Below are 23,271 nucleotides of genomic sequence, written 5' to 3' on the forward strand. Positions count from 1 at the left end.
ATTGTCGCATGCGATCGGGTCTTGCTACAGCAGTTCGGCGTTCAGCGTGATCGTGGTGCCGGTCAGGGCCTTGCTGACGGGGCAGTTGACCTTGGCGGTCTCGGCCGCCTGCTGGAACTGCTCGGCGGTGACGCCCGGCACGTGGGCCTTGACCGTGAGCACGATGCCGGTGATGCCCTCACCCGGCTGGAAGGTGACGTCGGCGCTGGTCTGCACCGACTCCGGCGGCGTGCCCGCGCCGGCCAGCCCGTGCGAGAGCGCCATGGAGAAGCAGGCGGAGTGGGCCGCGGCGATGAGCTCCTCGGGCGAGGTCTTGCCGTTGGCGGCCTCGGCCCTGGACGGCCAGGACACCTCGAAGCTCCCGACCCCTGAGGTGTCGAGCGAAACAGTGCCGGAACCGTCGAGCAGCGCGCCCTTCCACTGCGTCGTGGCGGTGCGGGTCGTGGCCATGCGAGTGCTCCCTCTTGTTGATGGACGACCTTCCGACCCTATCGCGGGGCGGGAAAGCGGCCGTGGCCGACATCCGTCTGCCGTTTCGCGGCGAATGATGAAATGCTGGGTCGCGGCGCACCCGCCGTCTAGTCCGGATCATCGGGAGTGTGGTGCCAGTGGAGGCACCGTACGACGACCGCCTGCTGCACCAGCGGGTGGTCGGCGGCGACGAGGCCGCACTCGGAGAGATCTACGATCGGCTCGCCTCGCTGATCTTCGGCCTGTCCCTGCGCGTGACGAGGGACCGGGTGATCGCCGAGGACATCACCCAGGAGGTCTTCCTGGTCTTCTGGGAGCGTCCGCTGGCGTACGACCCGGAGCGCGGCACCCTGCGCGCGTGGCTCGCCACGATCGCGCACCGCCGCGCCGTCGACCACGTGCGCGCGGAGGAGCGCAGGCGCGTGTCCGTGATCGGTCCCAGGCTCTTCCAGCGGGAGCCCGAGAGGCTGGAGGACACGGTGCTCGCCGGCGACGAGGCCGATCGGGTGCGGCAGGCCGTCATGGCCCTGCCGGACGCGTTACGCCAGGCCGTCGAGCTGGCCTACTTCGGGGGCAGGACCTACCGGCAGGTGGGGGAGGAGCTGGGCGTGCCCGAGGGCACGGCCAAGTCGCGCATCCGGCTGGCGCTGCGCCGCCTGGCGGAGGCGCTGGCGGAGGAAGAGGTGTGATGGAGCCGCTCGAGCGTCTGTATCTGGACGCGCTGCTCGAAGAGCCGGCGGAGCCGAAGGGCTCGCTGCGTCCGCAGCTGCTGGCCGGGGCCCGGGCGCGACGCCGCCCGGCGGCTCCCACGGCGCCGTGGGCGGAGCCCTACGCGGGCCGGGTCGCCGCCATGGACGCCCTGCTGGCCGCCGCCGTGGACGACGACTGGTCGCGCGTCATCGTCGAGGGCTGGACGCTGCAGGAGCTCGTCGCCCACCTGGCCGCCAAGGACGGCCTGGTCGCGGCCGGCGTCGGCGCTCCCGTCCTGGGGCCCGAACTCGCCGCCGCCGACGCGCTCGGCCGCACCGCCGACGTGCAGGCGTACGAGCGGGCGCGCAGCCCCGAGCAGACCCGCCGCGACTGGCGGGCGCAGGCCGACGCCCTCTGCCGCCACCTGGCCACGGTCCCGCCCGGCACCGCCGCCTCGGTCGACGGCCTGACGGTCCCGGTCCGCGACCACGTGCTCGCCAGGATGCTCGAAACCTGGATCCACACCGACGACGCGGCCAGGGTGGCCGGAGTCCGGCTGCCGGAGCCCGTCCCCGAGCACGTCCACCCGACGGCCGACCTGTGCGCCCGGCTGCTGCCGTGGACGATGCTGCTGTCCGGGCTCGACGGGTCAGGGCGCAGCGTGCTGGTGACGCTCACCGGAGCGGGCGGCGGCGAGTGGCACGTGGCGCTGGGCGTCGAGGACGCCCCCGCGTCCGGTCCCCCGGACGCGCGGATCACCGCGGGCGTGGTCGAGTTCTGCTTCCTGCTGGGCGGCCGGGGCGACCCCGAGCGCTTCCCCGCGCGGCTGGACGGCGACATGGGCCTGGCCCGCGACGTGCTGCGCACGGCCCCGGCCCTGTCAGGCCCCTGACGCCGCTCAGGCGTTCTGGTCGCCGACCAGCTCGTGCAGCTCGGGGTCGTCGGACTCGGCCAGGACCCGCTCGGCGCCGCGGGCCGCGCGCGGGTCGCCGCGCCTGGCCAGGCCGCGCGCCGCCTCCGCCACCGTGCGCAGCACCTCGTCGTCCAGCCGGGCCGCCAGCGCGTCGCGGATCCCGGGCGTGTCCGCGTCCAGCCCGGCCAGGCCCGCCGTGGCCCAGTCGCGCACCTCGCCGTCGTCGTCGCCGGTCATCTCGACCAGCAGTGCCACCCCTTCGGCGTGGTCCGGCGTCAGCACGTCGGCCAGCGCGATGGCGTCGGTCATGGTGCGCTGGTGACCGGGGCGGGTGATGAGGCCGAGCACGAGCGGCAGCGCCCGCGGGTCGCCCTGGTGGCCGAGCGCCGCCAGCACCGAACGCAGCACCTGCGGGCCGGACTCGGTGACCGTCATCCGCCGCAGCAGCGGCAGCGTCCGCTCCAGGTAGGGCTTGTCGTCGCCGGTCACGCCGAACTGGGCGATCGCGTCCACGCCGAACTCGCGCTCCCTGGCGTCCTCGCTCACGCACAGCCGCGCCAGCGCCTCGTACGTCTCCTCGTCGCCCCGCGCGGCCAGCGTGTCGGCCGCCGCCCACCACGTCTCGGCGTCCTCGTCCAGGTCGCGGTGCGCGAGCGCGCGCGCCAGCAGCCGCTCGACCGGCGCCCACTCGCCCGCCGCCGCCTCCAGCAGGGTCGCGATGGCGGCATGGCCGCGCTGCGCCGCCACCTGCTCGGTCTCCGACCCGTCGGGCGAGGTGGCGGTGACCGTGACCAGCCCGGTGCCGTCGCCCGCCCACTGGCGGTGCACCGCGTACGCCCAGCCCTCCTGCTCGACCTGGTCGAGCAGCGCGCTCTCCAGGTGCACGCCCACCCAGTCGGCGGCGATCTCCAGCGGCGTGTCGCCGTCGCCGTCGTACTTGGCGGCGTCCGCGCCGGCGTCGAGCAGCTCACGGACCACGCCGAGCGCGCCGCGGCGGGCGGCGAGCGTGAGCGGCGTGTCACCCGTCTCGTTGGCGGCGTCGACGTCGGCGCCCGCCTCGATCAGCACCCGCGCGGTGCCCGCCGCGCCGTTGGTGGCGGCCCACATCAGGGCGGTCCAGCCGCCGCTCTCCCTGGTGTCCACGCCGGCGCCGGCGGCCAGCAGCATCCCGGCGACCTCCACCCGGTCGCGGGCGGCGGCCGCGCACAGCGGCAGGCCGCCCTCGTCGCCCTCGTACGGCCGGTCGGGGCCGGCGCCCTCGGCGAGCAGCTCGCCGACGGTCTTCTCGTCGCCGTCCAGCGCGGCCAGGTAGAGCTGTTCCTCATGCATGACAACGGACCCTAGCCTGGCCCGGCCGCGCCCCGGGACCATGCTGGGGTCCGTGTCACTATCTGGTACGGGGTGCGTGTCGATAGTGGTTCACCCCATTTCCTCCTTGGGGAGGACCGCGACACCGTCAAAACGCGATATGTTGCGAGTATGACTGACCCCGGGGAGGTACGCGCCTCCGACGCCGAGCGCGAGGCCGTGGTCGAGCTGCTTCGCGAGGCCTCCGTCGAAGGCAGGCTCACCCTTGCCGAGCTCACCGACCGCACCGAGGCCGCCTACACCGCCACCACCCAGACCGAGCTCGCCCTGCTCACGCAGGACCTGCCCGCCGCCGCGGCCTTCACGCCGCCCGCGGAGCGGCGCGAGGGCAAGAAACGGCGCTGGTTCGTCGGCGTCCTGGGCGACACCAAACGGCGCGGCACCTGGCGCATCGACCAGGAGCTGGGGGCGGTGGCCGTGATGGGCGACGTCGTGCTCGACCTGCGCGAGGCCGAGGTGCGCACCGACGTGGTGGAGATCATGGCCGTCTCCGTCATGGGCGATGTGAAGATCATCGTCCCCGACGGGGTGAACGTCGACCTCGACGGCATGGCCATCATGGGCGACAAACGGGTCGACGTGCAGGAGGCGCCGCGGGGCATGAACGTGCCGATGGTGCGGGTCCACGCCTACGCGATCATGGGCGACGTGAAGGTGCTCGGCGACTCCCGGGCCAAGCCCATCAAGCGCGGCTGGTCGGCCTGGCGCGAGCACTGGCGCCAGCTCCACGGCGACGACCACGGCGACCGCTCCCTCGGCCGCGGCTACTGACCCCACCCCGGCACCGGCGCCCCGGGCGCGTTCCCGCACGGCATGCGGTGGCGCGCCTGAGCGATCGGCGTCCGCGGGCACGGCTCCGCACATCGGGGTCCCGTACGGTCAGGCCGTCCTGAGGTCGCCTGCCGGGGACCGCAGCGCGGACTCGTACCGTTCCAGCAGCACCCGGGCCAGCTCGGGCGCGGGCCCGAGCACGTCGGCGACCACGTCGGCGCCCGCCTCCAGGGTGGTGCGGCGCACCTTGTCGGCGAAGTAGCCCGGCGCCAGCAGATAGGGCGCGACCGCCACCCGAGGCGCACCCGCCTTCTTGAGCCTGGCGACGGCCTCAGCGGGCGTCGGCGCCGCCGCCGAGGCGTAGGCGGCCTCGACGGCCCACCACCCGCACCCCGCCCCCGTGGCGGCCCATACAGAGCCGCCGCCGAACCGCCCGGCGTGGGACGGCACAACCTCCGACCACGCCGCACCCGAACCCGCGGCGCGGGACTGCGCGGGCTCCCATCCCGTCTCGGGGGATCCAGCCGCGCAGGGGGTGGTGCCGGGGCGGGCGGCGAAGGAGCGGGCCGCGAAGGACGGCGCGGCGGCGGGGCGGCGCCAGGCGCGGGCGAGCCGGGCGATCACCTCGTTGGCGCGCGCGTCGCTGGAGCCCGCCGACACCAGGACGACCGCGGTGTCCGGGTCGCCGGCGGGCACGCCCGCCTCCTCCAGGCGCCGCTCAAGGGCGGCCGTCAGCAGCGGGTGCGGACCCAGGGTCGTGCCGTGGCGGACGCTCAGCCGAGGCTCGCGGGCGCGCGCCTCACGCAGCGCCGCGGGCAGGTCGACCCGGCTGTGGTACGCCTCGGTCAGCAGCAGCGGCAGCACCACCGCGTCGGTCAGGCCGTGCAGCGCCTGCCCGAGGGTGGGCGTGGCGTGGTCGAGGTAGGCGGAGCGCACCGGGAGCCAGGGGCGCAGCCGCCGCACCTCTTCGAGCAGCGCCTCCACGGTGGCGGCGGCACGGGGATCTCGCGAACCGTGCGCGACCGCCACCAGTGGGACGCTCGGGCCGGCCCCGTCTGCCAACGGAACCGGCCGGCCGGGGGTCACAGGTGAATGCCGCATTCAACCTTCCCCAGCCCCGCCCAGCGGCCGCTGCGCGGATCCTCTCCCTCCAGGACCTGCCGGGTGCACGGCGCGCACCCGATGGAGGGGTAGTCGTCGTAGTGCAACGGGTTGATCAGCACCCCGTTGTCGGAGATGTAGTTGTCGACGTCCTCCTGGGTCCAGGAGGCGATCGGGTTGATCTTCACCATCTGCCGCTTGGCGTCCCACTCCACGACCTTCGTGCCGGTGCGCGAGGGGGACTCGTCGCGGCGGATGCCGCTGATCCACGCGAGGTACGGCTCCAGCGCCCGGTTGAGCGGCTCCACCTTGCGCAGGAAGCAGCACAGGTCGGGGTTGCGGCCGAACAGCCGCGGGCCGAGGTCGCGATCCTGCTCCTCGACCGTGCGCGACGGCTTCACGTCGATCACGTTGACGTCGTAGACCTGCGCCACGGCGTCGCGGGTGCCGACCGTCTCGGCGAAGTGGTAGCCGGTGTCGACGAACAGCACGTCCACCCCCGGCTTCACCCGGCTCACCAGGTCGATCAGCAGCGCGTCGCTCATGGACGAGGTCAGGCACAGCCGGTCCCCGAACGTGGCCGCCGCCCAGCGGATGACCTCGCGGGCGGAGGCGTCCTCCAGGAAGACCGCGGCGGACTCGACGATGTCCTGCAGGTCGAGGACGCCGCGCTGCTGCCGCAGATCGATTTCGATGTCGGCGAGCGTCATATGTTGACCCCGATTCCGAGAAACTTCAGCTTGAACGCACGAGCGCAGGAGCGGCAGTACCAGCCCCCGTCATCCTGGTAGGGCTCCAGATCCTCGTCGCCGCAGTACGGGCAGTGGAACGGGACCGCGCGGCCGCTCATTTGAGATCGGCCTCGTCGGCGCGCTGCACCCAGTCGGCGAAGGTCTCGCCTTCCTTCTTCTGCTCGTCGAAGTGGCGCGCGACCCGCTCCACGTAGTCGGGCAGCGCCGCCGCGGTGGTTTTGAGCCCGCGCACCTTGCGGCCGAAGCCGGAGTTGACGCCCAGCGAGCCGCCCAGGTGGATCTGGAAGCCCTCGACCTGCTTGCCGTTCTCGTCCAGGACGAGCTGGCCCTTGAGCCCGATGTCGGCCGTCTGGATGCGGGCGCAGGAGTTGGGGCAGCCGTTGACGTTGATGGTGAGCGGCTCGGTGAACTCCGGCAGGCGCCGCTCCAGCTCGTCGATCAGGTGGTCGGCGGTGTTCTTGGTGTCGACGATGGCCAGCTTGCAGAACTCGATGCCGGTGCAGGCCATCGTCTGGCGGCGGAACGTGGACGGCTTCACCCGCAGGTCGTTGGCCTCCAGCTCGGCCACCAGCGAGTCGACCCGCTCGGGGGCGACGTCGAGGATGACCATCTTCTGCTCGACCGTGGTGCGCACCCGGCCGGAGCCGTGACGCTCGGCGATGTCGGCGATCAGGTGGAGCTGGTCGCCGCTGAGCCGGCCGACCCTGGGCGCGAACCCGACGTAGAACAGGCCGTCCTTCTGGCGGAAGACGCCCACGTGGTCGCGGCGGTTGGCGCGCGGCTGCTCGGGCGCGGGCCCGTCGGGCAGCGGCTCCTTGAGGTACTCGGTCTCCAGCACCTCGCGGAACTTCTCCGGCCCCCAGTCGTTCATCAGGAACTTCAGCCGGGCCCGGTGGCGCAGCCGCCGGTAGCCGTAGTCGCGGAAGATGCCGATGACGCCGCCGAACACGTCGCCCGCCTGCTCCGGCGCCACGAACACGCCCAGGCGCTTGCCCAGCATCGGGTTGGTCGACAGGCCGCCGCCGACCCACAGGTCGTAGCCCTTCTCGCCCCGCTCGTTGACCACGCCGACGAACGCCACGTCGTTGATCTCGTGCACCGTGCAGTGGGAGGGGCAGCCGCTCAGCGCGGTCTTGAACTTGCGCGGCAGGTTGGAGTAGGCGGGGTCGCCGATGTAGCGCTCGTGGATCTCGCGGATCTGCTCGGTGGCGTCGAGCACCTCGTCCTCCTCGATCCCGGCCAGCGGGCAGCCCAGGATCGTGCGCGGGGTGTCGCCGCAGGCCTCCGTGGTCGACAGGCCCACGGCCTCCAGCCGCTGCCAGATGTCCGGCACCGACTCGATCTCGATCCAGTGGAGCTGGATGTTCTGCCGGTCGGTCACGTCGGCGGTGCCGCGCCCGTACTCGTTGGAGAGGTCGGCGATCACCCGGAGCTGGCGCAGGTCGAGCTGGCCGCCGTCGATGCGGATGCGCATCATGAAGTAGCGGTCGTCGAGCTCCTCCGGCTCCAGGATCGCGGTCTTGCCGCCGTCGATCCCGGGCCTGCGCTGGGTGTAGATGCCGTACCAGCGCATGCGCCCGCGCAGGTCGGCGGGGTCGATCGAGTCGAAGCCCCGCTTGGAGTAGACGTCGATGATCCGCTGGCGGACGTTCAGCCCGTCGTCGTTCTTCTTCAGCTCTTCGTTCTTGTTCAGCGGCTCCCGGTAACCGAGAGCCCACTGACCTTCGCCGCGCGGGCGCTTGTGATGCCGGCTGGCAGGGGTGCTCATTGCGCGTCCTTAGAGATCATGGGCGCGCGCACGCGGATGTCCTCCTGCCTCGTCATCGAGTGCAGGGGAAGAAGGAGTGCGACGCGCTCAGCGGTGGGAAACGAGTGGTTACCGGGCGTCGCAACAGATGGCACTGCGGACACGCAGAAGGTCGACGTGGCGTCGGCCGACAAGCATGGGGTCCGCTGGCATGCTTATGAAGATACTCTGGCCGTCCGAGATGTCCAATACCGGGTCCAGAGTCTGGACTCGATCATCCCTGACGCGGCCAGTCGAGCTCCGACTCCTGAGCCTCTTCGGCGGGCAGATGCTGGCAGTCGCACCACGAGCCGCCCCGGCAGTCGTCGTGGCGTCTGTCCTTGCAGCTGTCGCAGATCACGACAGCATTATCGCCCCGGGCTAGGCTGGCGTCGTGGATCTCATGGCCGAGCTGCTCGACGACCTCCGCGCCGAAACCGCCTCACTCGAAACGCTCCTGGAGCCGCTGCGTCCCGGCGACTGGGAGCTGCCCACGCCCGCCGCCGGATGGGCGGTGCGCGACCAGGTGAGCCATCTGGCCTGGTTCGACGACGCCGCCCGCACCGCGATCACCGATCCGGACGCCTTCCGCGACCTGCTCGCCGCCTCGGCCACGACCACCCCCGACGACCTGGCCGCGCGGTCGCGCGAGATGCCCGCCGGCGAGCTGCGCGCCTGGTTCGCCTCCTCGCGCGCCCGGCTCGTCGAGGCGCTCGCCCCGCTGCCGCCCAAGCACCGGCTGCCCTGGTACGGAGTCGACATGTCGGCGGCGTCGTTCGCCACCGCCCGCCTGATGGAGACGTGGGCGCACGGCCAGGACGTCGCCGACGCCCTCGGCCGCACCCGCGAGCCCACCGACAGGCTCCGCCACGTGGCCCGCATCGGGGTCATGGCCCTGCCCTACTCGTTCGCCGTACGCGGCCTGCCCGTGCCGGCCGAGCCGGTGCGGGTGGAGCTGACGACGCCCGGCGGAGAGCTGTGGACGGCGGGCCCGGAGGGCGCCGCGGGCGTGGTGCGCGGGCCGATGCTCGACTTCTGCCTCGCCGTCACCCAGCGCGCCCACCTCTCCGACACCGCCCTGGAGGTCACCGGCGAGCCGGCGGCCGCGTGGATGCCGATCGCGCAGGCGTACGCGGGCCCGCCGGGGCGGGGACGCCCGCCGGGATCACGCTGACGGGCGCCCGGTGACATGCTGGAAGCATGCGCACGCTCCTGAACGTCATCTGGCTCGTCTTCGCCGGGATCTGGCTCGCCATCGGATACGCCGTCGCCGGGATCATCTGCTGCATCCTGATCATCACGATCCCGTTCGGCATCGCCTCGTTCCGCATCGCGGCCTATGCCCTGTGGCCGTTCGGCCGGACCGTGGTGCGCGACCCCGAGGCCGGCGTCTTCTCGCTCATCGGCAACATCATCTGGTGCGTCGTGGCCGGCATCTGGCTGGCCATCGGGCACGTGCTCACGTCGATCCCGCTGTTCATCTCGATCATCGGCATCCCGATGGGCATCGCCAACATCAAGATGATCCCCGTCTCGCTGCTGCCGCTGGGAGCGCGCATCGAGGACAACGACTAGGGCAGGACAACCTGGGACGTAAGCTGAGCCGGAGAGTCACTGCGACAGAGCGTTGGGTGCCATGACGTCCACGGAAGCGCCAAGCGGGTCCAAGAGGCCCGCCGCCTCGGCCGCCCGGGCCAGGCTGAGCTGGGTGCGCGACACGAGGTCGTGGGCGACCGTGCGCGCCACCACGAACGCCGGGGTCAACTACCGCGTCACCGGCCTGGCGGGCGAGGCGGCGTTCTTCGCCCTGCTGTCGCTGCCGCCGTTCGTGCTCGGCCTGATCGGCGTGCTGGCCAAGCTCGGCGGCTGGATCGGCAAGCAGGCCGTGGTCGACATAGAGGCGTGGGTCATCCAGCAGGCCGGCGTGCTGTTCACCGCCGACACGATCGACACCGTGGTCCGCCCGCTGCTCGCCGACGTGCTCAGGGACGACGCCAGCAAGGTGTCGATCATCTCGCTGGGCTTCCTGCTGTCGCTCTGGTCCGGGTCGCGTGCGCTGTACGTCTACGTCGACCTCATCTCCGTCTCCTACGGGCTGGGGGAGGAGCGCGGCATCATCCGCACCCGGCTGATGTCCTTCGGCCTGTACGTGATCGGCCTGGTCGTCGGCATCGTCGTGATGCCCATCCTGGTCATCGGCCCGACGCTGCTCAAAGGGGCGCTGCCCGCCGACTACGCCGCCGCCGTCGACCTGCTCTACTGGCCCGTGGTGGTCGTCGGTTCCGTGCTGTTCCTGAGCGTGCTCTACCACGTCAGCGTGCCCGTGCGCACCCGCTGGTTCCGCGAGCTGCCCGGGGCCATCCTGGCGCTGTTCCTGTGGATCGTGTGCGCCGCGGTGCTGCGCGCCGTGCTCGCCGCCTGGTTCTCGCCCGTGTCCGTGTACGGGTCGCTCGCGGCGCCCATAGCCCTGCTGCTGTGGCTCTACATCACGGCCCTGGCCGTGCTCATCGGGGCGATACTCAACGCCGAGGTCGACCGGCTCTGGCCCGGCGACGGCCGCGCGAAATGAGATCGGGCCCCCGATGACCGCGGGGAAGGCCCAGATCACGGCGGAGTGAGCTCCCCGGCATCCGATATCGTCAATGACGTCGCGACTGGCGCATCAGGTGGGAACGACCACCGGGGAGCGGGAAGGAGCGGAGGCCGGGCGCCTGGGTCTTCGCAAGACACGTCAATATGACAGGAGAGTCATGGGTTCTCTCGCTAGCGTCGACCCTGAGATCGCCGAGCTGATCAAGGCGGAGGAGCGGCGCCAGGCCGACACGGTCAAGCTCATCGCCTCGGAGAACTACGTCTCCAAGGCCGTGCTCGAAGCCACCGGCACCGTCCTGACCAACAAATACTCCGAGGGCTACGTCGGCAAGCGCTACTACGAGGGCCAGCAGGTCATCGACCAGGTCGAGACCGTCGCCGTCGAGCGGGCCAAGGCGCTGTTCGGCGTCAACCACGCCAACGTCCAGCCCTACTCGGGTTCCCCCGCCAACCTCGCCATCTACATGGCGTTCCTGCAGCCGGGCGACACCGTGATGGGCATGGGCCTGCCGTTCGGCGGCCACCTCACCCACGGCTGGTCCGTCTCCGCCACCGGCAAGTGGTTCAACCCGGTCCGCTACGGCGTCCGCCAGGACACCGGCCGCATCGACCTCGACCAGGTGCGCGAGCTCGCCCTCGAACACCGGCCCAAGCTGATCTTCTGCGGCGGCACCGCCATCCCGCGCACCATCGACTTCGAGGGCTTCGCCGCCATCGCCCGTGAGGTCGGCGCCGTCCTGGCCGCCGACATCGCGCACATCGCGGGCCTCGTCGCCGGCGGCGCCCACCCGTCGCCCGTCGGCCACGCCGACGTCATCTCCACCACCACCCACAAGACGCTGCGCGGCCCGCGCGGCGCCATGCTCATGGCGACGACCGACGAGCACGCCACCGCGCTCAACAAGGCCGTCTTCCCCGGCCTGCAGGGCGGCCCGCACAACCACACCACCGCCGCCATCGCCGTCGCGCTGCGCGAGGCCGCGACCGACGACTTCAAGGCCTACGCCCACCAGGTCGTCGCCAACGCCAAGGCCCTGGCCGAGGAGCTCGCCTCGCGCGGCTTCGACCTGGTCTCCGGCGGCACCGACAACCACCTGATCCTGCTCGACCTCACCCCCAAGGGCATCGGCGGCAAGCCGGCCGCCCAGGCGCTCGACCGGGCGGGCCTGGAGACCAACTACAACGCGGTGCCGTTCGACACCCGCAAGCCGTTCGACCCGTCGGGCATCCGCATCGGCACCCCCTCCGTCACCTCGCGCGGGATGAAGGAGGCGGAGATGCGGCAGATCGGCGCGTGGATGGACGAGGTCGTCACCGCCCTGGCCAAGGGCGACGCCGAGGACGTCATCACCCGCGTCCACCGCGAGGTCAGCGAGCTCACCGCCCAGTTCCCGGCCCCCGGCCTGTAACCCGGCCGGTCCCGGAGTTCCCGCCACGGCGTTCTGAAAGAGCACGCTTTACGGCCGGCCGGAACGCCTCGGATCCGGCAGGGGACGCCCCGCCGCACGGGCTCCCGTGGTGCGGCGGGGCGTCGTCGCGGCCGGGGCGGGCCGGGACGGCCCCGGGGCGACGGCCGGGTGGCGGTGAGGGGGAGGACCGCCACTGGCCGGCGGACCCGTCCGGACGGTTCCCGAACGTCCCGGCGGGCCGGTGCGAACTCGGGGTGACCGGCATGTCCCCTGACATGCCGGTCACTTCCTTGGAGGGAATCCCTGTTCTGACAGGCAGTACGGCCCCCGGATCGCCCCGGGTTCAACGATTCGCGAAAAATTCTCCCGTACCCTCGGAAAAGCCCTCCCACCGCAGGTGAGAGGGCTCGTGGCGGAAGCGTCAGACGTCGACGGTGAGCAGGTTGCGGCCGGTCGCGGTGATGACCTCGAACCGGTCGATCTTGTCGACGGTCAGCGCGGCCGCGCCGTGCATGTAGAGCGGCTCCGGGTTGGCCTCGGTGCCGTAACCGGCCGGCGGCACCGACCAGCCCATCATGACCCGGCGGTCGCCGCTCTTGCCGACGGCCACCAGCTCGCACTCCAGCGGCCCCTTCACCCCCGACAGCTTGAGCGCCGCGTGGGTGCCCCAGCCCTTCGACTCCAGCACCAGCCCGCCCGTCACGCCGTCCCTGCCGGTGCCCGGCACCGGCGTGCCCATCGCGTAGAACTGCTCGGCGGGGCCGAGCTGGGTGTGGGCCGCCGGCGGGGCGTTCTGCGCGCCGATCTGGGCGCCGAGCACCAGCCCGCCCGCCACCAGCGAGATGCCCGCCGCGATCCCGACGAGGAACGTCCCCCTGCGCGAGCGCCGGTCGGCGGCCTGCTTGCGGTGCAGCAGGTCGATCACCTCGGCCGGCTCCTCCTCAGGGGGGTCGTCGGTCACCGGCCCCAGCCCGTGCAGCGCCTGGGCCACCCCCGCCAGGTCGGACAGCTCGGCGGCGCAGGCACGGCAGCCGAGGAGGTGCGTCTCGAACGCCATCCGGTCGTCGTCGTCCAGCAGGCCCAGGGCGTAGGCGCCCACGTCGGTGTGCTCCACTCGCGAGGTCACGCCGTCACCCCCCTCTCCTCCAGTGCCACGCGCAGCGCGCGCACCGCGTAGTAGACCCGGGACTTGACGGTGCCCACGGGGATGCCGAGCGCCCGCGCGGCGTCGTTGACGGAACGATCGCGCAGGATCGTCTCGTTGAGGATCTCGCGATGCGCGGGCGACAGGGCCTTGAGCGCTTCGGACACGACCACCTGGTGCAGCAGCTGCTCCATCTCATCCGGCACGGGCATGTGCTCCAGCGGGCCGTCGCCCTGCTCCTGGGGGCGGGCGTCCCTTCGCCGCCGGTCATCGATCACGATACGTCGGGCGACGGTCGCCAGCCAGGGCATCAGCGAGGCCGCGTCGGGATCGAGCTGCTCGGCGCTGCGCCAGGCGCGGATCATGGTCTCCTGTACGACGTCCTCGGCCCACTGCCGGTCACCCGCGGTCAGCCGCACGACGAAGGCCAGCAACGGCCGGTGGTACTGCCGGTAGAGAGCCGACACGACCATCTCCGGGTCCGGCCGTACGCGCCTCAACCACTGCCGTAACCGCGGCTTGCCCATGGGGGCTGCTCCCTCGGCCGAGGGTGGGGGATACGTGCTCAGTCGCATCATTCCCCTTTCTCGAGTCCGTCGGCAGGTGGTACGGACCACGGCGCCCCGACGGTTCAACCGCGGGGTGGCCGAAAACCCGTTGCGGTCCCGCGCGGCCGGTGCGTAGAGTCACCGGCAACGGATCGAGGAGGTGAGGACTATGCGGGTCGTCCTGTTCTGCCTGCCGTCAGTCCCCCTCCGGGTGTTCGCCTGAGACCACCCGGGTTCCTTCTCAACCTCAAGGGTGCAATTCCGTTGTCTTACGATCTTTCTCTGCTCGGCTGGACCGATTCCCGCGCCGCCGAGCTGCCCGGCGACACCGTGCCCGGCCGCGTCTCCCGCGTCGACCGCGGCGCGGCCGAGGTCGTCACGAGCGCCGGCCGGCATCACGCCCGCTACGGCGCCCGCGTCCGCAGGGCGTCCGCCGCCGACCCGGTCGCGCTGCCCTGCGTGGGCGACTGGGCCGCGCTCAAGCCGCTGCCCTCGGGTGACTACGAGCTCGCCGAGCTCCTGCCCAGGACGACCGCGTTCGTCCGCGGCGGCGTCAGCCGCGACTCCCGTGGCGGGCTGTCCGGCGACGGCCAGGGCCAGGTGCTCGCGGCCAACGTCGACATCGTGTTCGTCGCCGAACCGTCCATGCACGCCACCGATCTGGCCGACCTGGGCCGCATCGAGCGCCTGACGGCGCTCGCCTGGGAGTCCGGCGGCACTCCGGTGGTGCTCGTCACCAAGTCCGACCTGTTCGGGCCCGGCCTGGGCGATCTGCTCGACGACGTGCGGCAGGCCGCGCCCGGCGTCGACGTGCACGCGGTCTCCTCCATCCGCGGGGAGGGGGTCGAGCTCGTCCGCGACTATCTGGACGGGTCCCGTACCGCCGTCGTGCTCGGCCCCTCGGGGGCCGGCAAGTCCACCCTCGTCAACGCGCTCGCGGGCGGCGAGGTGATGGAGACCCAGCGGGTGCGCGCCGCCGACGGGCGCGGCCGGCACACCACCGTCCACCGGGAGCTCATCCCGCTGCCCGGGGGCGGGCTCGTCATCGACACGCCTGGCATCAGGCGGGTCGGCCTGTACGACATGAACGAGGGCGTGGAGCGGGTCTTCTCCGACCTGGAGGCGCTGGCCGCGGAGTGCCGCTTCCACGACTGCGGCCACGAGACCGAGCCCGGGTGCGCGGTGCTGGCGGCGCTGGAGAGCGGCGAGCTGCCGGAGCGGCGGCTGGAGAGCTGGCGCAAGCTCCAGCGGGAGGCGGCGTGGATGGCCTCCCGGACGGACGCCAGGCTGCGCAAGGACCTGCAGAGCAAGTGGAAGTCGATCCACAAGGAGATGCGCCGCTCGGGCCGCAACCGGCCGTGACGCCCTCCCGGGGAGCGGGCCCGCACGGGCCCCTCCCCGGCGGGCCTGCCCGTCGGCGGCGTGGGTACGGGTTTCCGTATGGAGTGCGTGTTCGTCGACCGTGCGCAAGCGGGGGAGCGGCTGGCCGAGCGGCTGGCGGGCATCCCCGGCCCGGTGGTGCTCGCGCTGCCGCGTGGCGGGGTGGAGGTGGCGGAGCCGATCGTGCGCCGGCTCGGCGGCGTGCTGGACGTGCTCGTCACCCGCAAGATCGGCTACCCGCCGTCGCCGGAGTTCGGCGTGGGGGCGATCGCCGAGGGCGGTGAGCCGGTGTTCGACCTGCCGTTGCTGCACCGGCTGGGGCTGACGCCGGAGGACCTGGCCGGCGAGGTGGCCGCCGAGCGGCGGGAGCTGGCCCGCCGGGTGGCGGTGTACCGGGGTGACCGGCCGCTGCCCGACCTGGCGGGCCGCGAGGTGGTGGTGGCCGACGACGGGCTGGCCACCGGGGTGACCGCGCGGGCCGCGCTGCGGGCGGTGGCCGCGGCCGGGCCCGGGAGGGTGACGCTCGCCGTTCCGGTGGGCGCCAGGGACACGGTCAGCGCCATGCGGGAGGAGGCCGACGAGGTGGTGGTGCTCTGCGTGCCGGCCGACTTCCGCGCGGTCGGGCAGTGGTACGAGCATTTCGGCCAGCTCTCCGACGCCGACGTGCTGGAGGTGCTGGCCCGGAACCCGGCGCCGGGTTAGAGCGGCAGCACCGCCCACACGAGCTTGCGCGCGCCGCCGGGCGTGAGCCAGCCCCAGGCGCGGCAGAGGGCGCCCACCAGGCGCAGCCCGCGACCGTACTCCGCGAAAACGTCGGCGCCGCCGGTGACCGGCGGCGCCGTGCTGTGATCGCTAACAACGCAGGCCAGTTCGGTCCTGTCCATCAGCAGCCGCAGGTCGATCGCGCCGCCACCGTGGCGCATGGCGTTGGTGACCAGTTCGGAGGTGATGAGCTGGGCGTCGAACACGGCCCGCTCGGCCCCCCACGAGCCGAGCGTCTGGTCGACGAACCGTCTTGCCACCGAGACGCACCCGGGCTCGAACGTGCTGAGCTCGTGGAAGCCGAAGAGGCGATCGCGCTCGGCGGGCCGACCCTCGATCAGGACGGCCGTCAGCCATCCTGGTGGCCTGAGACCGCTGGCGGTTTGCGGTCCCGGGTCGAAAGTCGTCATGCTGGCCCCCGAAGCGCGTTCTGGTATCCAAGACCATCTTTACGGCGTGACGTCGGCGATGCAAGACTCTTTCGTGATTTACGGATGCAAATCGCATCTGCACGTGCAGATGCGATAGGGAGCGGTGAGCGTGAGCGCGGAGCGGGCGAAGCGGATGGAAAGCGACATTCTGCGACATTCTCCGGGTAGCCCGACCGTCCTGCGGATCCTGCTGGGCACGCAGCTCCGCAGACTCCGCACCGGCAAGGGGATCTCGCGGGAGGACGCCGGCTACTCCATCCGCGCGTCCCATGCCAAGATCAGCAGGCTGGAGCTGGGCCAGGTCAGCTTCAAGGAGCGCGACGTGGCCGACCTGCTCACCCTCTACGGCGTCACGGACCCCGGCGACCGGGCGCCGCTGCTGGAACTGGCCAGGAAGGCCAACGAGCCCGGCTGGTGGCACAAGTACAGCGATCTGCTGCCGAGCTGGTTCGAGATCTACATCGGGCTGGAGGGCGCCGCCTCGGTCATCCGGACCTACGAGAACCAGTTCGTGCCCGGCCTGCTGCAGACGCCCGCCTACGCCAGGGCGGTGATCGAGCTGGCCCACGAGAACGCCCCGGCCGGCGAACTGGAGCGCAGGGTCCAGTTGCGGACGGCCCGCCAGCGGCGGCTGACCGGGGAGAGCCCGCTCACGCTCTGGGCGGTGATCGACGAGGCGGCGGTGCGCCGGGTGCTCGGCGGGCCCGAGGTCATGCGCGAGCAGATCGAGCACCTGCTGGAGCTCATCGCCCACCACAATGTCACGTTGCAGATCATGCCGTTCGACCGGGGCGGGCACGCCGCCGCCGGCGGCCCGTTCAGCATCATGCGCTTCCCCGAGCGTGAGCTGCCCGACGTGGTCTACATGGAGCAGCTGACGAGCGCGCTCTACCTGGACAAGGTCGCCGATTCCGAGCACTACGTGAAGGTCATGGACCGGCTGAGCGTGCAGGCGGAGCAGCCCCGGCAGACCCGGGCGTTCCTGGAGCGGCTGCTGAACGGCTGAGTCCCTGTGACCCATCACATAGGGATTTTTGGCCATCCGGTATATGGCCTCCGGTTCGTCCCTCTATTCTCGGCTCGTAAGCACGGATGCACGTGCATCCGTAAGGGCCGAGGAGCAACACCCATGCACGAGTTCCGCAACGGAACGCCCGCCGGTCGACTCTCCGCCGACTGGCGCAAGAGCGCGCGGAGCAATCCCAACGGCAACTGCGTCGAGGTGGCGACCCTGCCCACAGGGGAGGTGGCCATGCGCAACTCGCGGTTTCCCGACGGTCCCGCGCTCGTCTACACGCGAGCCGAGATCACCGCGTTCGTCCTGGGCGCCAAAGACGGAGAGTTCGACGACCTGCTGGTGTGACCAGCCCTGGCCCGCCGACCGGCGGGCACGCGAAAGCCGCCGTCCGGATCGGACGGCGGCTTCTTTCATGCGCGGTTCTTTCGTGCGGGGCGAGGTCCGCCTGATCAGGCAGTTGTCCCGACCGGGTTCTCCGGAGCCCGGCGTGCCGGGCCCCGGTCATCGGGACAACTGCGTGATCACACGATCTTCGGAGACGCTGCCGGGTGTGTCAGGCGGCGGAGATGCCGGCGCTGGCGGCGCGGCGCATGCGACGGCGACGCTCGGAGGCGCGCTCGTCCTCGTTGAGGCCACCCCACGTGCCGTACTTCTCCGGACGGGACAGTGCGTAGTCAAGGCACTCCGTGCGGACGGGGCACTGGGCGCAGATCGCCTTGGCCTTCCGCTCACGTACGTCACGCTCGGGCTGCCGCTCCCCGTCGGGGCCGAAGAAGAGCACGAGGTCCTCACCCCGGCACGCGGCATCATCCTGCCAACCCCAGCTGGGGCGCGGGCGGGCGAGCTGCCGACGTACCTGAGACATGAGAAAACCACCTTCGTGAGAGGTATTTCGGTAATTGAGCCGCATCGGACGCTTTGGGCGTCACTGTTCCAACGCAATGGAGGACCGTGATGTTCCCTTTGTCAGGCGTAGGCAGGCGTGGCGTACCGCACAGGCGAAAGCCTGTCCAGCGAAACCAGCCGGTAGGTGGCGGCCTTGTCGGCGCAAACCGAGCCACACGGCGCTTGCCGCGCCGAGGGCTGGACCACAACCTTGAACCGGACGTCGCCGCAGCGCACGATGGCTTCGGTGACGTCGCCGTCCGACTTGGAGGATTCCACGGTCACCGCGCCGACGGAGCACTCTCCCGTATGGGTTCGGGCGAAGTGCTCGACGGCTTGCAATGGCTCAGGGATACCCGCGCGTCCCCGGAAACGGTCGAGAATGATCTCGCCCGACCGGTACGCGTTAGCCGCTGCGATCGCAGCAGCCTGAGACATGCTGCCGTAGAAAATTCCGTGTGGCAAGCACACGAGGTTGGCGGCGTACCGATCGCCGCCAACGTGTGACGTTTCCCACACCCTTTCTGGCAGTTTTTCCGCCAGAGCACGGGCGAGGGGCAGTCCGATGCGGGCGCAGCACGCGTTGCGCTTGGCATGCGTGCACACCAGAAATACCGGCTCGTCTTCAAGTATGCAGGACTCGGGGACCACTCCGGCCACCAGCGCGTCCAGGTCAAGATCGTCAGGACCTGCGATGACGCCGCCGGCGAGCCATGGCCGGTCGCCGATCCCGTACCCGACTAGCACGCGGATGCCCTGATCCCGCGTCCGGGTGCGGCGGCCCGGTCGGCGGATGAGCTGCGGCCTGATGCCCCGGGCGAGCGCCCGCGCCACCAGTTCGGCGATGTTCTCAGGAAGTTCGAAGCTTTCCAGGTGTGACGGCCACGGGCCCGCGTACTCGACGAGGAGCCAGAGCCGCGCGCCCGCCGTGGCGCTCGCGAGAGTGGGGACGCCACCCGTGTGACATCCCCTCGCGTGTTCGCAGCCCTTCGCCACACCTTCCCCCTTCCAACGGTTAGGTAAGACTAACCTAACGGGTTGGGGAGGATCAGCCGAACATGCCCTCCGCGGCCTCCAGAGCCCGTACGCGGTCCGCCGCCACCAGGCCGATCCGGGTGCGCCGGTCGAGCAGGTCGCCGGCGTCGAGCGCGCCCTCGTGCCGCACGGACCAGAGCAGGTCGCCCCGGGTCAGGCCGAGACCGACCGGCTCGGGACAGGACTCCACCAGCGGCCGGACCGCCGCCGCCTCCGCGCCGTAGCGCTCGGCAAGCCTGCGCGGCGTCCCCGCGGCCGGCCGGCCCGCTCCCACCAGCGGGATGGCGGCCGTCCGGCCCGGGCCCGCGCGCAGCCCGCGCACCGCGACCGCCCGGTCCACGGCGTCCTGGGCCATCCGCCGGTAGGTGGTCAGCTTGCCGCCGACGACCGTGACGAGCCCGCCCGAGGACAGCACCGCGTGCCGCCGCGACAGATCCGCCGTGCGCCCGCCCGCCCCCGGGTCCCCGCGCCCGTCCCCGTACCCGCCCGTGTGCCCGTCTCCGTATCCGCTCGCGTGCCCGTCCGTGTGCCCGTCCCCGTGCCCGCCCGTGTGCCCGCCCGTGTGCCCGCCCGTGTGCCCGCCCGTGTGCCCGCCGCCCGCCAGGAGCGGTCTGAGGCCCGCGTACGCGCCCGCCACGGCCTTCCTCGGCACTTCGATCTCCAGGACGCCGTTCAGCACGTCCAGGAGCGTCCTGACGTCCTCCTCGGGCGCCTCGGGGACGTCGGGCACCGGCCCGTCCACCGCGACGTCCGTGAGCCCCACGTACACCCGCCCGTCCGCTTGCGGCAGGACGAGCGCGAAACGGTTGCTCTCGCCCGGGATCGGCACGTGGAGCCCGGCCCGCAGCCCCGGCAGCGCGCCCGCCGCGAGCACCAGGTGGGTGCCGCGCGAGGGCCGCAGCCGCACCCTCGGGTCGAGCCCGCCGGCCCACACGCCGGTCGCGTTGACCACCGCCCGCGCCCTGATCTCGAACTCCTCGCCGGTCAGCTCGTCACGCACCCGGGCGCCGTCCGGGCGCAGCTCCAGCGCGCGGCAGCGGGTCAGGATCCGGGCCCCGTGCGCGGCCGCCGTCCTGGCGACGGCGACCACGAGCCGGGCGTCGTCGAGCACCCGCCCGTCCCACGACAGCAGCCCGCCGCGCAGCCCGTCCGCGCGCAGCACCGGGGCCAGCTCGCGGACCCGGCCCGCCGGCAGCGCCGACGGGCCCGGCAGCAGCCGCCGCGGCGTGCCCGCCGCGCGCCGCAGCCCGTCGCCGAGCAGGTAACCGGTCATCACCGTCGCGGCCCGCGCCCCGGTGACCCCCGGCGTCAGCGGCAGCACGTACGGGTGCGCCCTGACCAGGTGCGGGGCGGTGCGGGTGAGCAGGACGCCGCGCTCCACCGCGCTCTCGTACGCGACCCCCACCTGCCCCTTGGCCAGATAGCGCAGGCCGCCGTGGATCAGCTTGGAACTCCACCTGGAGGTGCCGAAGGCGAGGTCCTGGGCGTCGATCGCGGCGACGTCCAGCCCTCGCGAGGCCGCGTCCAGCGCCGCGCCCGCCCCGGTCGCGCCCAGCCCGACCACCAGCACGTCCACCCGTTCCTCGGCGGTGCGGACCAGCTCGCGCGCCCTCCGGGCGGCGTTCAGCGAGCTGCCCGGCACGACCCCGCTCACCGTCCCGCCGGGCGCGCGAGGTAGGACTCCAGCAGGGTCGCGAGCTCGGCGTCGAGGTCGTCGAGGGTGAGCGGATCGAGCATGGTGGGCGCCGACAGCAGGAACGACTGGGCGACCAGCAGCACCGCCCTGGCCCTGCGCGGGTCCCCGAGGGCGGGCTCCAGCACCGCGAGCACCGCCTCCTGGCTGGCCCCCCGCCGGTCGAGCAGGTAGGGGAGCAGCAGCTCGGGATCCGCCTCCACGATCTTGCGCCAGAGCGGGTGCCCGCGCAGCCCGCGCACCCCGGCCACCACCGCGCCCACCGGATCGGCCAGGTCGAGCCCGCTGATCACCCGGACCCACTCGCGCGTCATCAGGTCGGCGACCAGCGCCCGCATGTCCGGCCAGTGCCGGTAGATCGTCATCCGCGAGACCCCGGCCCGCCGCGCCACGTCCGTGAGCGTGGTGCGGCGCACCCCGTAGGCCAGCACGCAGTCGCGGGCCGCGTCCAGCACGCCGTCATTGTGACGAATAGCCGTCATATGTCACAGTGTAACCGTGCGATCGGAACCGATGCTCTGGTCCGGCTGGGGCGACCCGGCCAAGGCCCGCGAGCTTCCAGAACAGGTCCGCCGGCTGCTCCACGATCTGCTGGGCGTGCGCGCGCCGGCGGTCCCCGCCGCCGGGCTGGAGTCCGTACGGATGCCGCCCGCCGCGCTGGAGCCCCGGCTGCTCGACGCGCTCGCCGGCCTGGTCGGCGACGGGCACGTGCTGACCACGCACGAGGCGCGGGTCCGGCACGCCCGCGGCAAGTCCACCCCCGACCTGCTGCGGATGCGCGCGGGGGACGGCGCCGGCGCGCCGGACGCCGTCGTGCTGCCCGGCGGCCACGACGAGGTGGCGCGGGTGCTGCGGCTGTGCGCGGCCGAGCGGATCGCGGTCGTGCCGTTCGGCGGCGGCACCTCCGTCGTCGGCGGGCTCACCGCCGCCCGCGACGGCTTCGCCGGGGTGATCTCGCTCGACCTGGGCCGGATGGACCGGCTGGTCGAGGTCGACACCGAGTCGATGACCGCGGTGTTCGAGCCCGGCGTGCCCGCCCCCGAGGCCGAGCGCCTGCTGGCCGCGCACGGCCTCACGCTGGGCCACTTCCCCCAGTCCTTCGAGTACGCCACGCTGGGCGGCTTCGCCGCGGCCCGCTCCAGCGGCCAGGCGTCGGCCGGATACGGCCGCTTCGACGACATGGTGACCGGGCTGACCGTCGCCACCCCCGAGGGCGACCTGGACCTGGGCCGGGCGCCCAAGTCGGCGGCCGGGCCCGACCTGCGCCAGCTCGTGCTCGGGTCCGAGGGCGCCTTCGGCGTCATCACCTCGCTCCGGCTGCGGGTGCGCCGCGCCCCGGCCGAGAAGGTGTACGAGGGCTGGCGCCTGCCCGGCTTCGCCGCCGGCACGGCCGCGCTGCGGGCGCTCGCCCAGGACGGCCCGCTGCCCACGGTCCTGCGGCTCTCCGACGAGACCGAGACCATGATCGGCCTGGCCCGCCCCGACCGGATCGGCGGCGGCGAGGCCGGCTGCCTGGTGATCGCCGGCTACGAGGGCGCCTCGGTGTCCGCCCGCCGCGAGGCCGCCGCCGCGGTGCTGTCCGGCCACGGCGGCGTCCCCCTCGGCGAGGAGCCCGGTCAAGGGTGGGCGCACGGCCGCTTCTCCGCGCCGTACCTGCGCGACTCGCTGCTCGCCGCCGGCGCCACAGTGGAGACGCTGGAGACGGCCGGCTTCTGGGCCGACCTGCCGCGCCTGTACGACGCGGTCCGGCTCGCGCTGCTCGGCGCGCTCGGCTCGCCGCTGGTCATGTGCCACATCTCCCACGTGTACGAGACCGGCGCGTCGCTCTACTTCACCGTCGTCACCGCGCAGGAGGACGACCCGGTGGCGCAGTGGGAGCGGGCCAAGGAGGCGGCGAACACCGCCATCGTCGAGGCGGGCGGCACGATCTCGCACCACCACGGGGTCGGCCGCGACCATCGCGCCGCCTACGCCGCCGAGATCGGCCCGCTCGGCGTGGCGATCCTGCGCGCGGTCAAGGACCGGGTGGACCCGCGGGGGGTGCTGAACCCGGGAGCGCTCGTCTAGTCGAGCTCGACGACCCTGGACGCCTCCTCCGCCGCCTCGGCGGCCTCGCCGAAGCGGCGGAGCGCCCTGTAGGCGGCGGCCAGCGCGTGCAGGGAGCGCGCCAGCGGGGCCCCGCCCGCCCTCCTGGCCAGCGCCACCGACTCCTCGGCCGGGGGCAGCGCCTCGGCCGGGCACTTACGTCTCAGCTGCAGGGACGCCTCCATGATCAGGGCGCGCACCAGCAGGGAGGTGTGCTCGGGGTGCTCGGCCGCCAGATCGCGGCTCATCGCCACGGCACGGCTCACCTGGCGCAGCGCCTCGCGCGCGCTCCTCGTGGCGGCGTACGCGAGCAGGCCCTCGACGGCATCCACCTGCGTGGTGTTCCGCCTGAGCGCGTCATCGGAACCGTTCCGGGCCATGGCTAGCCCTCCCCTTGGCGACGACAACCGCTTGCTTGGGGCGACTGAGGTTACACC

The 23,271-nt window shown here is 72.6% G+C and carries 28 protein-coding genes and 1 riboswitch; of the genes, 12 read left to right on the forward strand and 16 right to left on the reverse strand.

All coding sequences use genetic code 11. The features are described 5' to 3' along the window. Positions 1-24 precede the first annotated feature (24 nt). Positions 25-450 (reverse strand): OsmC family peroxiredoxin, encoded by a 426-nt coding sequence (locus KME79_RS02960; RefSeq protein ID WP_148030409.1) that lies wholly within the window; start codon positions 448-450, stop codon positions 25-27. A gap of 149 nt (positions 451-599) precedes the next feature. Between KME79_RS02960 and KME79_RS02965 the strand changes: the two genes are divergently transcribed. Beyond that, positions 600-1,160, forward strand: a complete 561-nt coding sequence (locus tag KME79_RS02965; protein ID WP_219543210.1) for a sigma-70 family RNA polymerase sigma factor — start codon at positions 600-602, stop codon at positions 1,158-1,160. Next, the gene (locus KME79_RS02970) at positions 1,160-2,053 is read left to right on the forward strand and encodes a maleylpyruvate isomerase family mycothiol-dependent enzyme (RefSeq protein WP_219543211.1); all 894 of its coding nucleotides are present in this window, start codon (positions 1,160-1,162) and stop codon (positions 2,051-2,053) included. Before KME79_RS02965 ends, KME79_RS02970 begins: the two co-directional genes overlap by 1 nt. Before the next feature lie 6 nt (positions 2,054-2,059). On the opposite strand, the gene KME79_RS02975 is transcribed toward KME79_RS02970, so the two are convergent. Beyond that, positions 2,060-3,403 carry an ankyrin repeat domain-containing protein gene (locus KME79_RS02975; RefSeq protein WP_246639156.1) on the reverse strand — a complete coding sequence of 448 codons (1,344 nt, stop codon included), beginning with the start codon at positions 3,401-3,403 and terminating at the stop codon, positions 2,060-2,062. Between the two features lie 150 nt (positions 3,404-3,553). Between KME79_RS02975 and KME79_RS02980 the strand changes: the two genes are divergently transcribed. After that, complete coding sequence (locus KME79_RS02980; RefSeq protein ID WP_219543212.1) at positions 3,554-4,213, forward strand: DUF1707 SHOCT-like domain-containing protein; 660 nt, start codon at positions 3,554-3,556, stop codon at positions 4,211-4,213. A 108-nt stretch (positions 4,214-4,321) separates the two neighbouring features. On the opposite strand, the gene KME79_RS46810 is transcribed toward KME79_RS02980, so the two are convergent. The 6 genes from KME79_RS46810 to KME79_RS46130 all read right to left on the reverse strand — a co-directional run bounded on the left by KME79_RS46810 (position 4,322) and on the right by KME79_RS46130 (position 8,213). Continuing rightward, positions 4,322-5,242: a sirohydrochlorin chelatase gene (locus tag KME79_RS46810; protein ID WP_308248763.1), complete on the reverse strand. Its 921-nt coding sequence runs from the start codon at positions 5,240-5,242 to the stop codon at positions 4,322-4,324. Positions 5,243-5,295: 53 nt separating this feature from the next. Next, complete coding sequence (locus KME79_RS02995) at positions 5,296-6,024, reverse strand: phosphoadenylyl-sulfate reductase (RefSeq protein ID WP_219543213.1); 729 nt, start codon at positions 6,022-6,024, stop codon at positions 5,296-5,298. Further along, entirely contained in the window at positions 6,021-6,164 is a 144-nt protein-coding gene (locus tag KME79_RS44505; protein ID WP_148030414.1) for an Insertion element protein, read from the reverse strand. Before KME79_RS44505 ends, KME79_RS02995 begins: the two co-directional genes overlap by 4 nt. Beyond that, positions 6,161-7,834, reverse strand: coding sequence for a nitrite/sulfite reductase (locus tag KME79_RS03000; protein ID WP_219543214.1), 1,674 nt, complete (start codon positions 7,832-7,834; stop codon positions 6,161-6,163). The genes KME79_RS44505 and KME79_RS03000 overlap by 4 nt, the downstream gene beginning before the upstream one ends. A 108-nt stretch (positions 7,835-7,942) precedes the next feature. Further along, positions 7,943-8,026 carry a putative leader peptide gene (locus KME79_RS47355; protein ID WP_354532976.1) on the reverse strand — a complete coding sequence of 28 codons (84 nt, stop codon included), beginning with the start codon at positions 8,024-8,026 and terminating at the stop codon, positions 7,943-7,945. A 61-nt stretch (positions 8,027-8,087) separates the two neighbouring features. Continuing rightward, positions 8,088-8,213, reverse strand: coding sequence for a hypothetical protein (locus KME79_RS46130; RefSeq protein ID WP_261808413.1), 126 nt, complete (start codon positions 8,211-8,213; stop codon positions 8,088-8,090). A gap of 42 nt (positions 8,214-8,255) precedes the next feature. Here KME79_RS46130 and KME79_RS03005 point away from each other — a divergent pair, with 42 nt between their 5' ends. From KME79_RS03005 to glyA, 4 genes are all read left to right on the forward strand, one after another. Continuing rightward, on the forward strand, positions 8,256-9,026 hold the full coding sequence (locus tag KME79_RS03005; protein WP_219543285.1) for a TIGR03084 family metal-binding protein: 771 nt from the start codon (positions 8,256-8,258) through the stop codon (positions 9,024-9,026). A 26-nt stretch (positions 9,027-9,052) separates the two neighbouring features. Continuing rightward, positions 9,053-9,427, forward strand: coding sequence for a YccF domain-containing protein (locus KME79_RS03010; protein WP_148030416.1), 375 nt, complete (start codon positions 9,053-9,055; stop codon positions 9,425-9,427). Between the two features lie 61 nt (positions 9,428-9,488). Then, a complete protein-coding gene (locus KME79_RS03015; RefSeq protein ID WP_246639157.1) occupies positions 9,489-10,421 on the forward strand; it encodes a YihY/virulence factor BrkB family protein in 933 nt (310 codons plus the stop codon). Positions 10,422-10,492: 71 nt separating this feature from the next. Continuing rightward, positions 10,493-10,576, forward strand: a riboswitch (ZMP/ZTP riboswitch). Between the two features lie 26 nt (positions 10,577-10,602). Beyond that, complete coding sequence (gene glyA / locus KME79_RS03020; RefSeq protein WP_219543215.1) at positions 10,603-11,853, forward strand: serine hydroxymethyltransferase; 1,251 nt, start codon at positions 10,603-10,605, stop codon at positions 11,851-11,853. A gap of 421 nt (positions 11,854-12,274) precedes the next feature. Here glyA and KME79_RS03025 read toward each other — a convergent pair whose 3' ends face one another. Together KME79_RS03025 and KME79_RS03030 are read right to left on the reverse strand one after the other, a co-directional pair. After that, positions 12,275-12,979 (reverse strand): anti-sigma factor family protein, encoded by a 705-nt coding sequence (locus KME79_RS03025; RefSeq protein WP_219543216.1) that lies wholly within the window; start codon positions 12,977-12,979, stop codon positions 12,275-12,277. Beyond that, entirely contained in the window at positions 12,976-13,524 is a 549-nt protein-coding gene (locus tag KME79_RS03030) for a sigma-70 family RNA polymerase sigma factor (RefSeq protein ID WP_246639158.1), read from the reverse strand. Before KME79_RS03030 ends, KME79_RS03025 begins: the two co-directional genes overlap by 4 nt. Before the next feature lie 285 nt (positions 13,525-13,809). On the opposite strand from KME79_RS03030, the gene rsgA reads away from it, so the two are divergent. Beyond that, a complete protein-coding gene (gene rsgA, locus KME79_RS03035) occupies positions 13,810-14,907 on the forward strand; it encodes a ribosome small subunit-dependent GTPase A (protein ID WP_219543217.1) in 1,098 nt (365 codons plus the stop codon). A 78-nt stretch (positions 14,908-14,985) separates the two neighbouring features. After that, complete coding sequence (locus tag KME79_RS03040; RefSeq protein WP_148030421.1) at positions 14,986-15,627, forward strand: phosphoribosyltransferase; 642 nt, start codon at positions 14,986-14,988, stop codon at positions 15,625-15,627. Here the strand turns inward: KME79_RS03040 and KME79_RS03045 are convergent. Further along, positions 15,624-16,097, reverse strand: coding sequence for an ATP-binding protein (locus KME79_RS03045; protein ID WP_148030422.1), 474 nt, complete (start codon positions 16,095-16,097; stop codon positions 15,624-15,626). The genes KME79_RS03040 and KME79_RS03045 overlap by 4 nt on opposite strands. Positions 16,098-16,251: 154 nt before the next feature. Between KME79_RS03045 and KME79_RS03050 the strand changes: the two genes are divergently transcribed. Together KME79_RS03050 and KME79_RS03055 are read left to right on the forward strand one after the other, a co-directional pair. Beyond that, the gene (locus KME79_RS03050) at positions 16,252-17,124 is read left to right on the forward strand and encodes a Sco1979 family transcriptional regulator (RefSeq protein WP_219543288.1); all 873 of its coding nucleotides are present in this window, start codon (positions 16,252-16,254) and stop codon (positions 17,122-17,124) included. Between the two features lie 123 nt (positions 17,125-17,247). After that, positions 17,248-17,481, forward strand: coding sequence for a DUF397 domain-containing protein (locus tag KME79_RS03055; protein ID WP_148030423.1), 234 nt, complete (start codon positions 17,248-17,250; stop codon positions 17,479-17,481). Positions 17,482-17,689: 208 nt separating this feature from the next. On the opposite strand, the gene KME79_RS03060 is transcribed toward KME79_RS03055, so the two are convergent. The 4 genes from KME79_RS03060 to KME79_RS03075 form a co-directional block, all read right to left on the reverse strand. Next, positions 17,690-18,001 (reverse strand): WhiB family transcriptional regulator, encoded by a 312-nt coding sequence (locus tag KME79_RS03060; RefSeq protein WP_101784355.1) that lies wholly within the window; start codon positions 17,999-18,001, stop codon positions 17,690-17,692. A 101-nt stretch (positions 18,002-18,102) separates the two neighbouring features. Then, complete coding sequence (locus tag KME79_RS46815; RefSeq protein WP_148030424.1) at positions 18,103-19,017, reverse strand: sucrase ferredoxin; 915 nt, start codon at positions 19,015-19,017, stop codon at positions 18,103-18,105. Positions 19,018-19,069: 52 nt separating this feature from the next. Beyond that, positions 19,070-20,710, reverse strand: coding sequence for a glycerol-3-phosphate dehydrogenase/oxidase (locus tag KME79_RS03070; RefSeq protein ID WP_219543218.1), 1,641 nt, complete (start codon positions 20,708-20,710; stop codon positions 19,070-19,072). Continuing rightward, positions 20,707-21,231 carry a TetR/AcrR family transcriptional regulator gene (locus KME79_RS03075; protein WP_219543219.1) on the reverse strand — a complete coding sequence of 175 codons (525 nt, stop codon included), beginning with the start codon at positions 21,229-21,231 and terminating at the stop codon, positions 20,707-20,709. The genes KME79_RS03070 and KME79_RS03075 overlap by 4 nt, the downstream gene beginning before the upstream one ends. A 31-nt stretch (positions 21,232-21,262) precedes the next feature. On the opposite strand from KME79_RS03075, the gene KME79_RS03080 reads away from it, so the two are divergent. Next, positions 21,263-22,816: an FAD-binding oxidoreductase gene (locus KME79_RS03080; RefSeq protein WP_219543289.1), complete on the forward strand. Its 1,554-nt coding sequence runs from the start codon at positions 21,263-21,265 to the stop codon at positions 22,814-22,816. On the opposite strand, the gene KME79_RS03085 is transcribed toward KME79_RS03080, so the two are convergent. Further along, positions 22,813-23,214 (reverse strand): hypothetical protein, encoded by a 402-nt coding sequence (locus KME79_RS03085; protein WP_148030427.1) that lies wholly within the window; start codon positions 23,212-23,214, stop codon positions 22,813-22,815. The two genes, KME79_RS03080 and KME79_RS03085, sit on opposite strands and share 4 nt — an antisense overlap. Between the last annotated feature and the right edge of the window lie 57 nt (positions 23,215-23,271).

It is taken from the genome of Nonomuraea harbinensis, assembly GCF_019396385.1.
GTDB lineage: Bacteria > Actinomycetota > Actinomycetes > Streptosporangiales > Streptosporangiaceae > Nonomuraea > Nonomuraea ferruginea.

Coding starts and splice junctions, on each gene's coding strand:
- KME79_RS02960 (WP_148030409.1), bottom strand. CDS start 450: ATGGCCACGACCCGCACCGCCACGACGCAGTGGAAGGGCGCGCTGCTC.
- KME79_RS02970 (WP_219543211.1), top strand. CDS start 1,160: ATGGAGCCGCTCGAGCGTCTGTATCTGGACGCGCTGCTCGAAGAGCCG.
- KME79_RS02975 (WP_246639156.1), bottom strand. CDS start 3,403: ATGCATGAGGAACAGCTCTACCTGGCCGCGCTGGACGGCGACGAGAAG.
- KME79_RS02980 (WP_219543212.1), top strand. CDS start 3,554: ATGACTGACCCCGGGGAGGTACGCGCCTCCGACGCCGAGCGCGAGGCC.
- KME79_RS02995 (WP_219543213.1), bottom strand. CDS start 6,024: ATGACGCTCGCCGACATCGAAATCGATCTGCGGCAGCAGCGCGGCGTC.
- KME79_RS44505 (WP_148030414.1), bottom strand. CDS start 6,164: ATGAGCGGCCGCGCGGTCCCGTTCCACTGCCCGTACTGCGGCGACGAG.
- KME79_RS03000 (WP_219543214.1), bottom strand. CDS start 7,834: ATGAGCACCCCTGCCAGCCGGCATCACAAGCGCCCGCGCGGCGAAGGT.
- KME79_RS47355 (WP_354532976.1), bottom strand. CDS start 8,026: ATGCCAGCGGACCCCATGCTTGTCGGCCGACGCCACGTCGACCTTCTG.
- KME79_RS03005 (WP_219543285.1), top strand. CDS start 8,256: ATGGCCGAGCTGCTCGACGACCTCCGCGCCGAAACCGCCTCACTCGAA.
- KME79_RS03010 (WP_148030416.1), top strand. CDS start 9,053: ATGCGCACGCTCCTGAACGTCATCTGGCTCGTCTTCGCCGGGATCTGG.
- KME79_RS03015 (WP_246639157.1), top strand. CDS start 9,489: ATGACGTCCACGGAAGCGCCAAGCGGGTCCAAGAGGCCCGCCGCCTCG.
- glyA (WP_219543215.1), top strand. CDS start 10,603: ATGGGTTCTCTCGCTAGCGTCGACCCTGAGATCGCCGAGCTGATCAAG.
- KME79_RS03030 (WP_246639158.1), bottom strand. CDS start 13,524: ATGGGCAAGCCGCGGTTACGGCAGTGGTTGAGGCGCGTACGGCCGGAC.
- KME79_RS03040 (WP_148030421.1), top strand. CDS start 14,986: ATGGAGTGCGTGTTCGTCGACCGTGCGCAAGCGGGGGAGCGGCTGGCC.
- KME79_RS03045 (WP_148030422.1), bottom strand. CDS start 16,097: ATGACGACTTTCGACCCGGGACCGCAAACCGCCAGCGGTCTCAGGCCA.
- KME79_RS03050 (WP_219543288.1), top strand. CDS start 16,252: ATGGAAAGCGACATTCTGCGACATTCTCCGGGTAGCCCGACCGTCCTG.
- KME79_RS03055 (WP_148030423.1), top strand. CDS start 17,248: ATGCACGAGTTCCGCAACGGAACGCCCGCCGGTCGACTCTCCGCCGAC.
- KME79_RS03060 (WP_101784355.1), bottom strand. CDS start 18,001: ATGTCTCAGGTACGTCGGCAGCTCGCCCGCCCGCGCCCCAGCTGGGGT.
- KME79_RS03075 (WP_219543219.1), bottom strand. CDS start 21,231: ATGACGGCTATTCGTCACAATGACGGCGTGCTGGACGCGGCCCGCGAC.
- KME79_RS03080 (WP_219543289.1), top strand. CDS start 21,263: ATGCTCTGGTCCGGCTGGGGCGACCCGGCCAAGGCCCGCGAGCTTCCA.
- KME79_RS03085 (WP_148030427.1), bottom strand. CDS start 23,214: ATGGCCCGGAACGGTTCCGATGACGCGCTCAGGCGGAACACCACGCAG.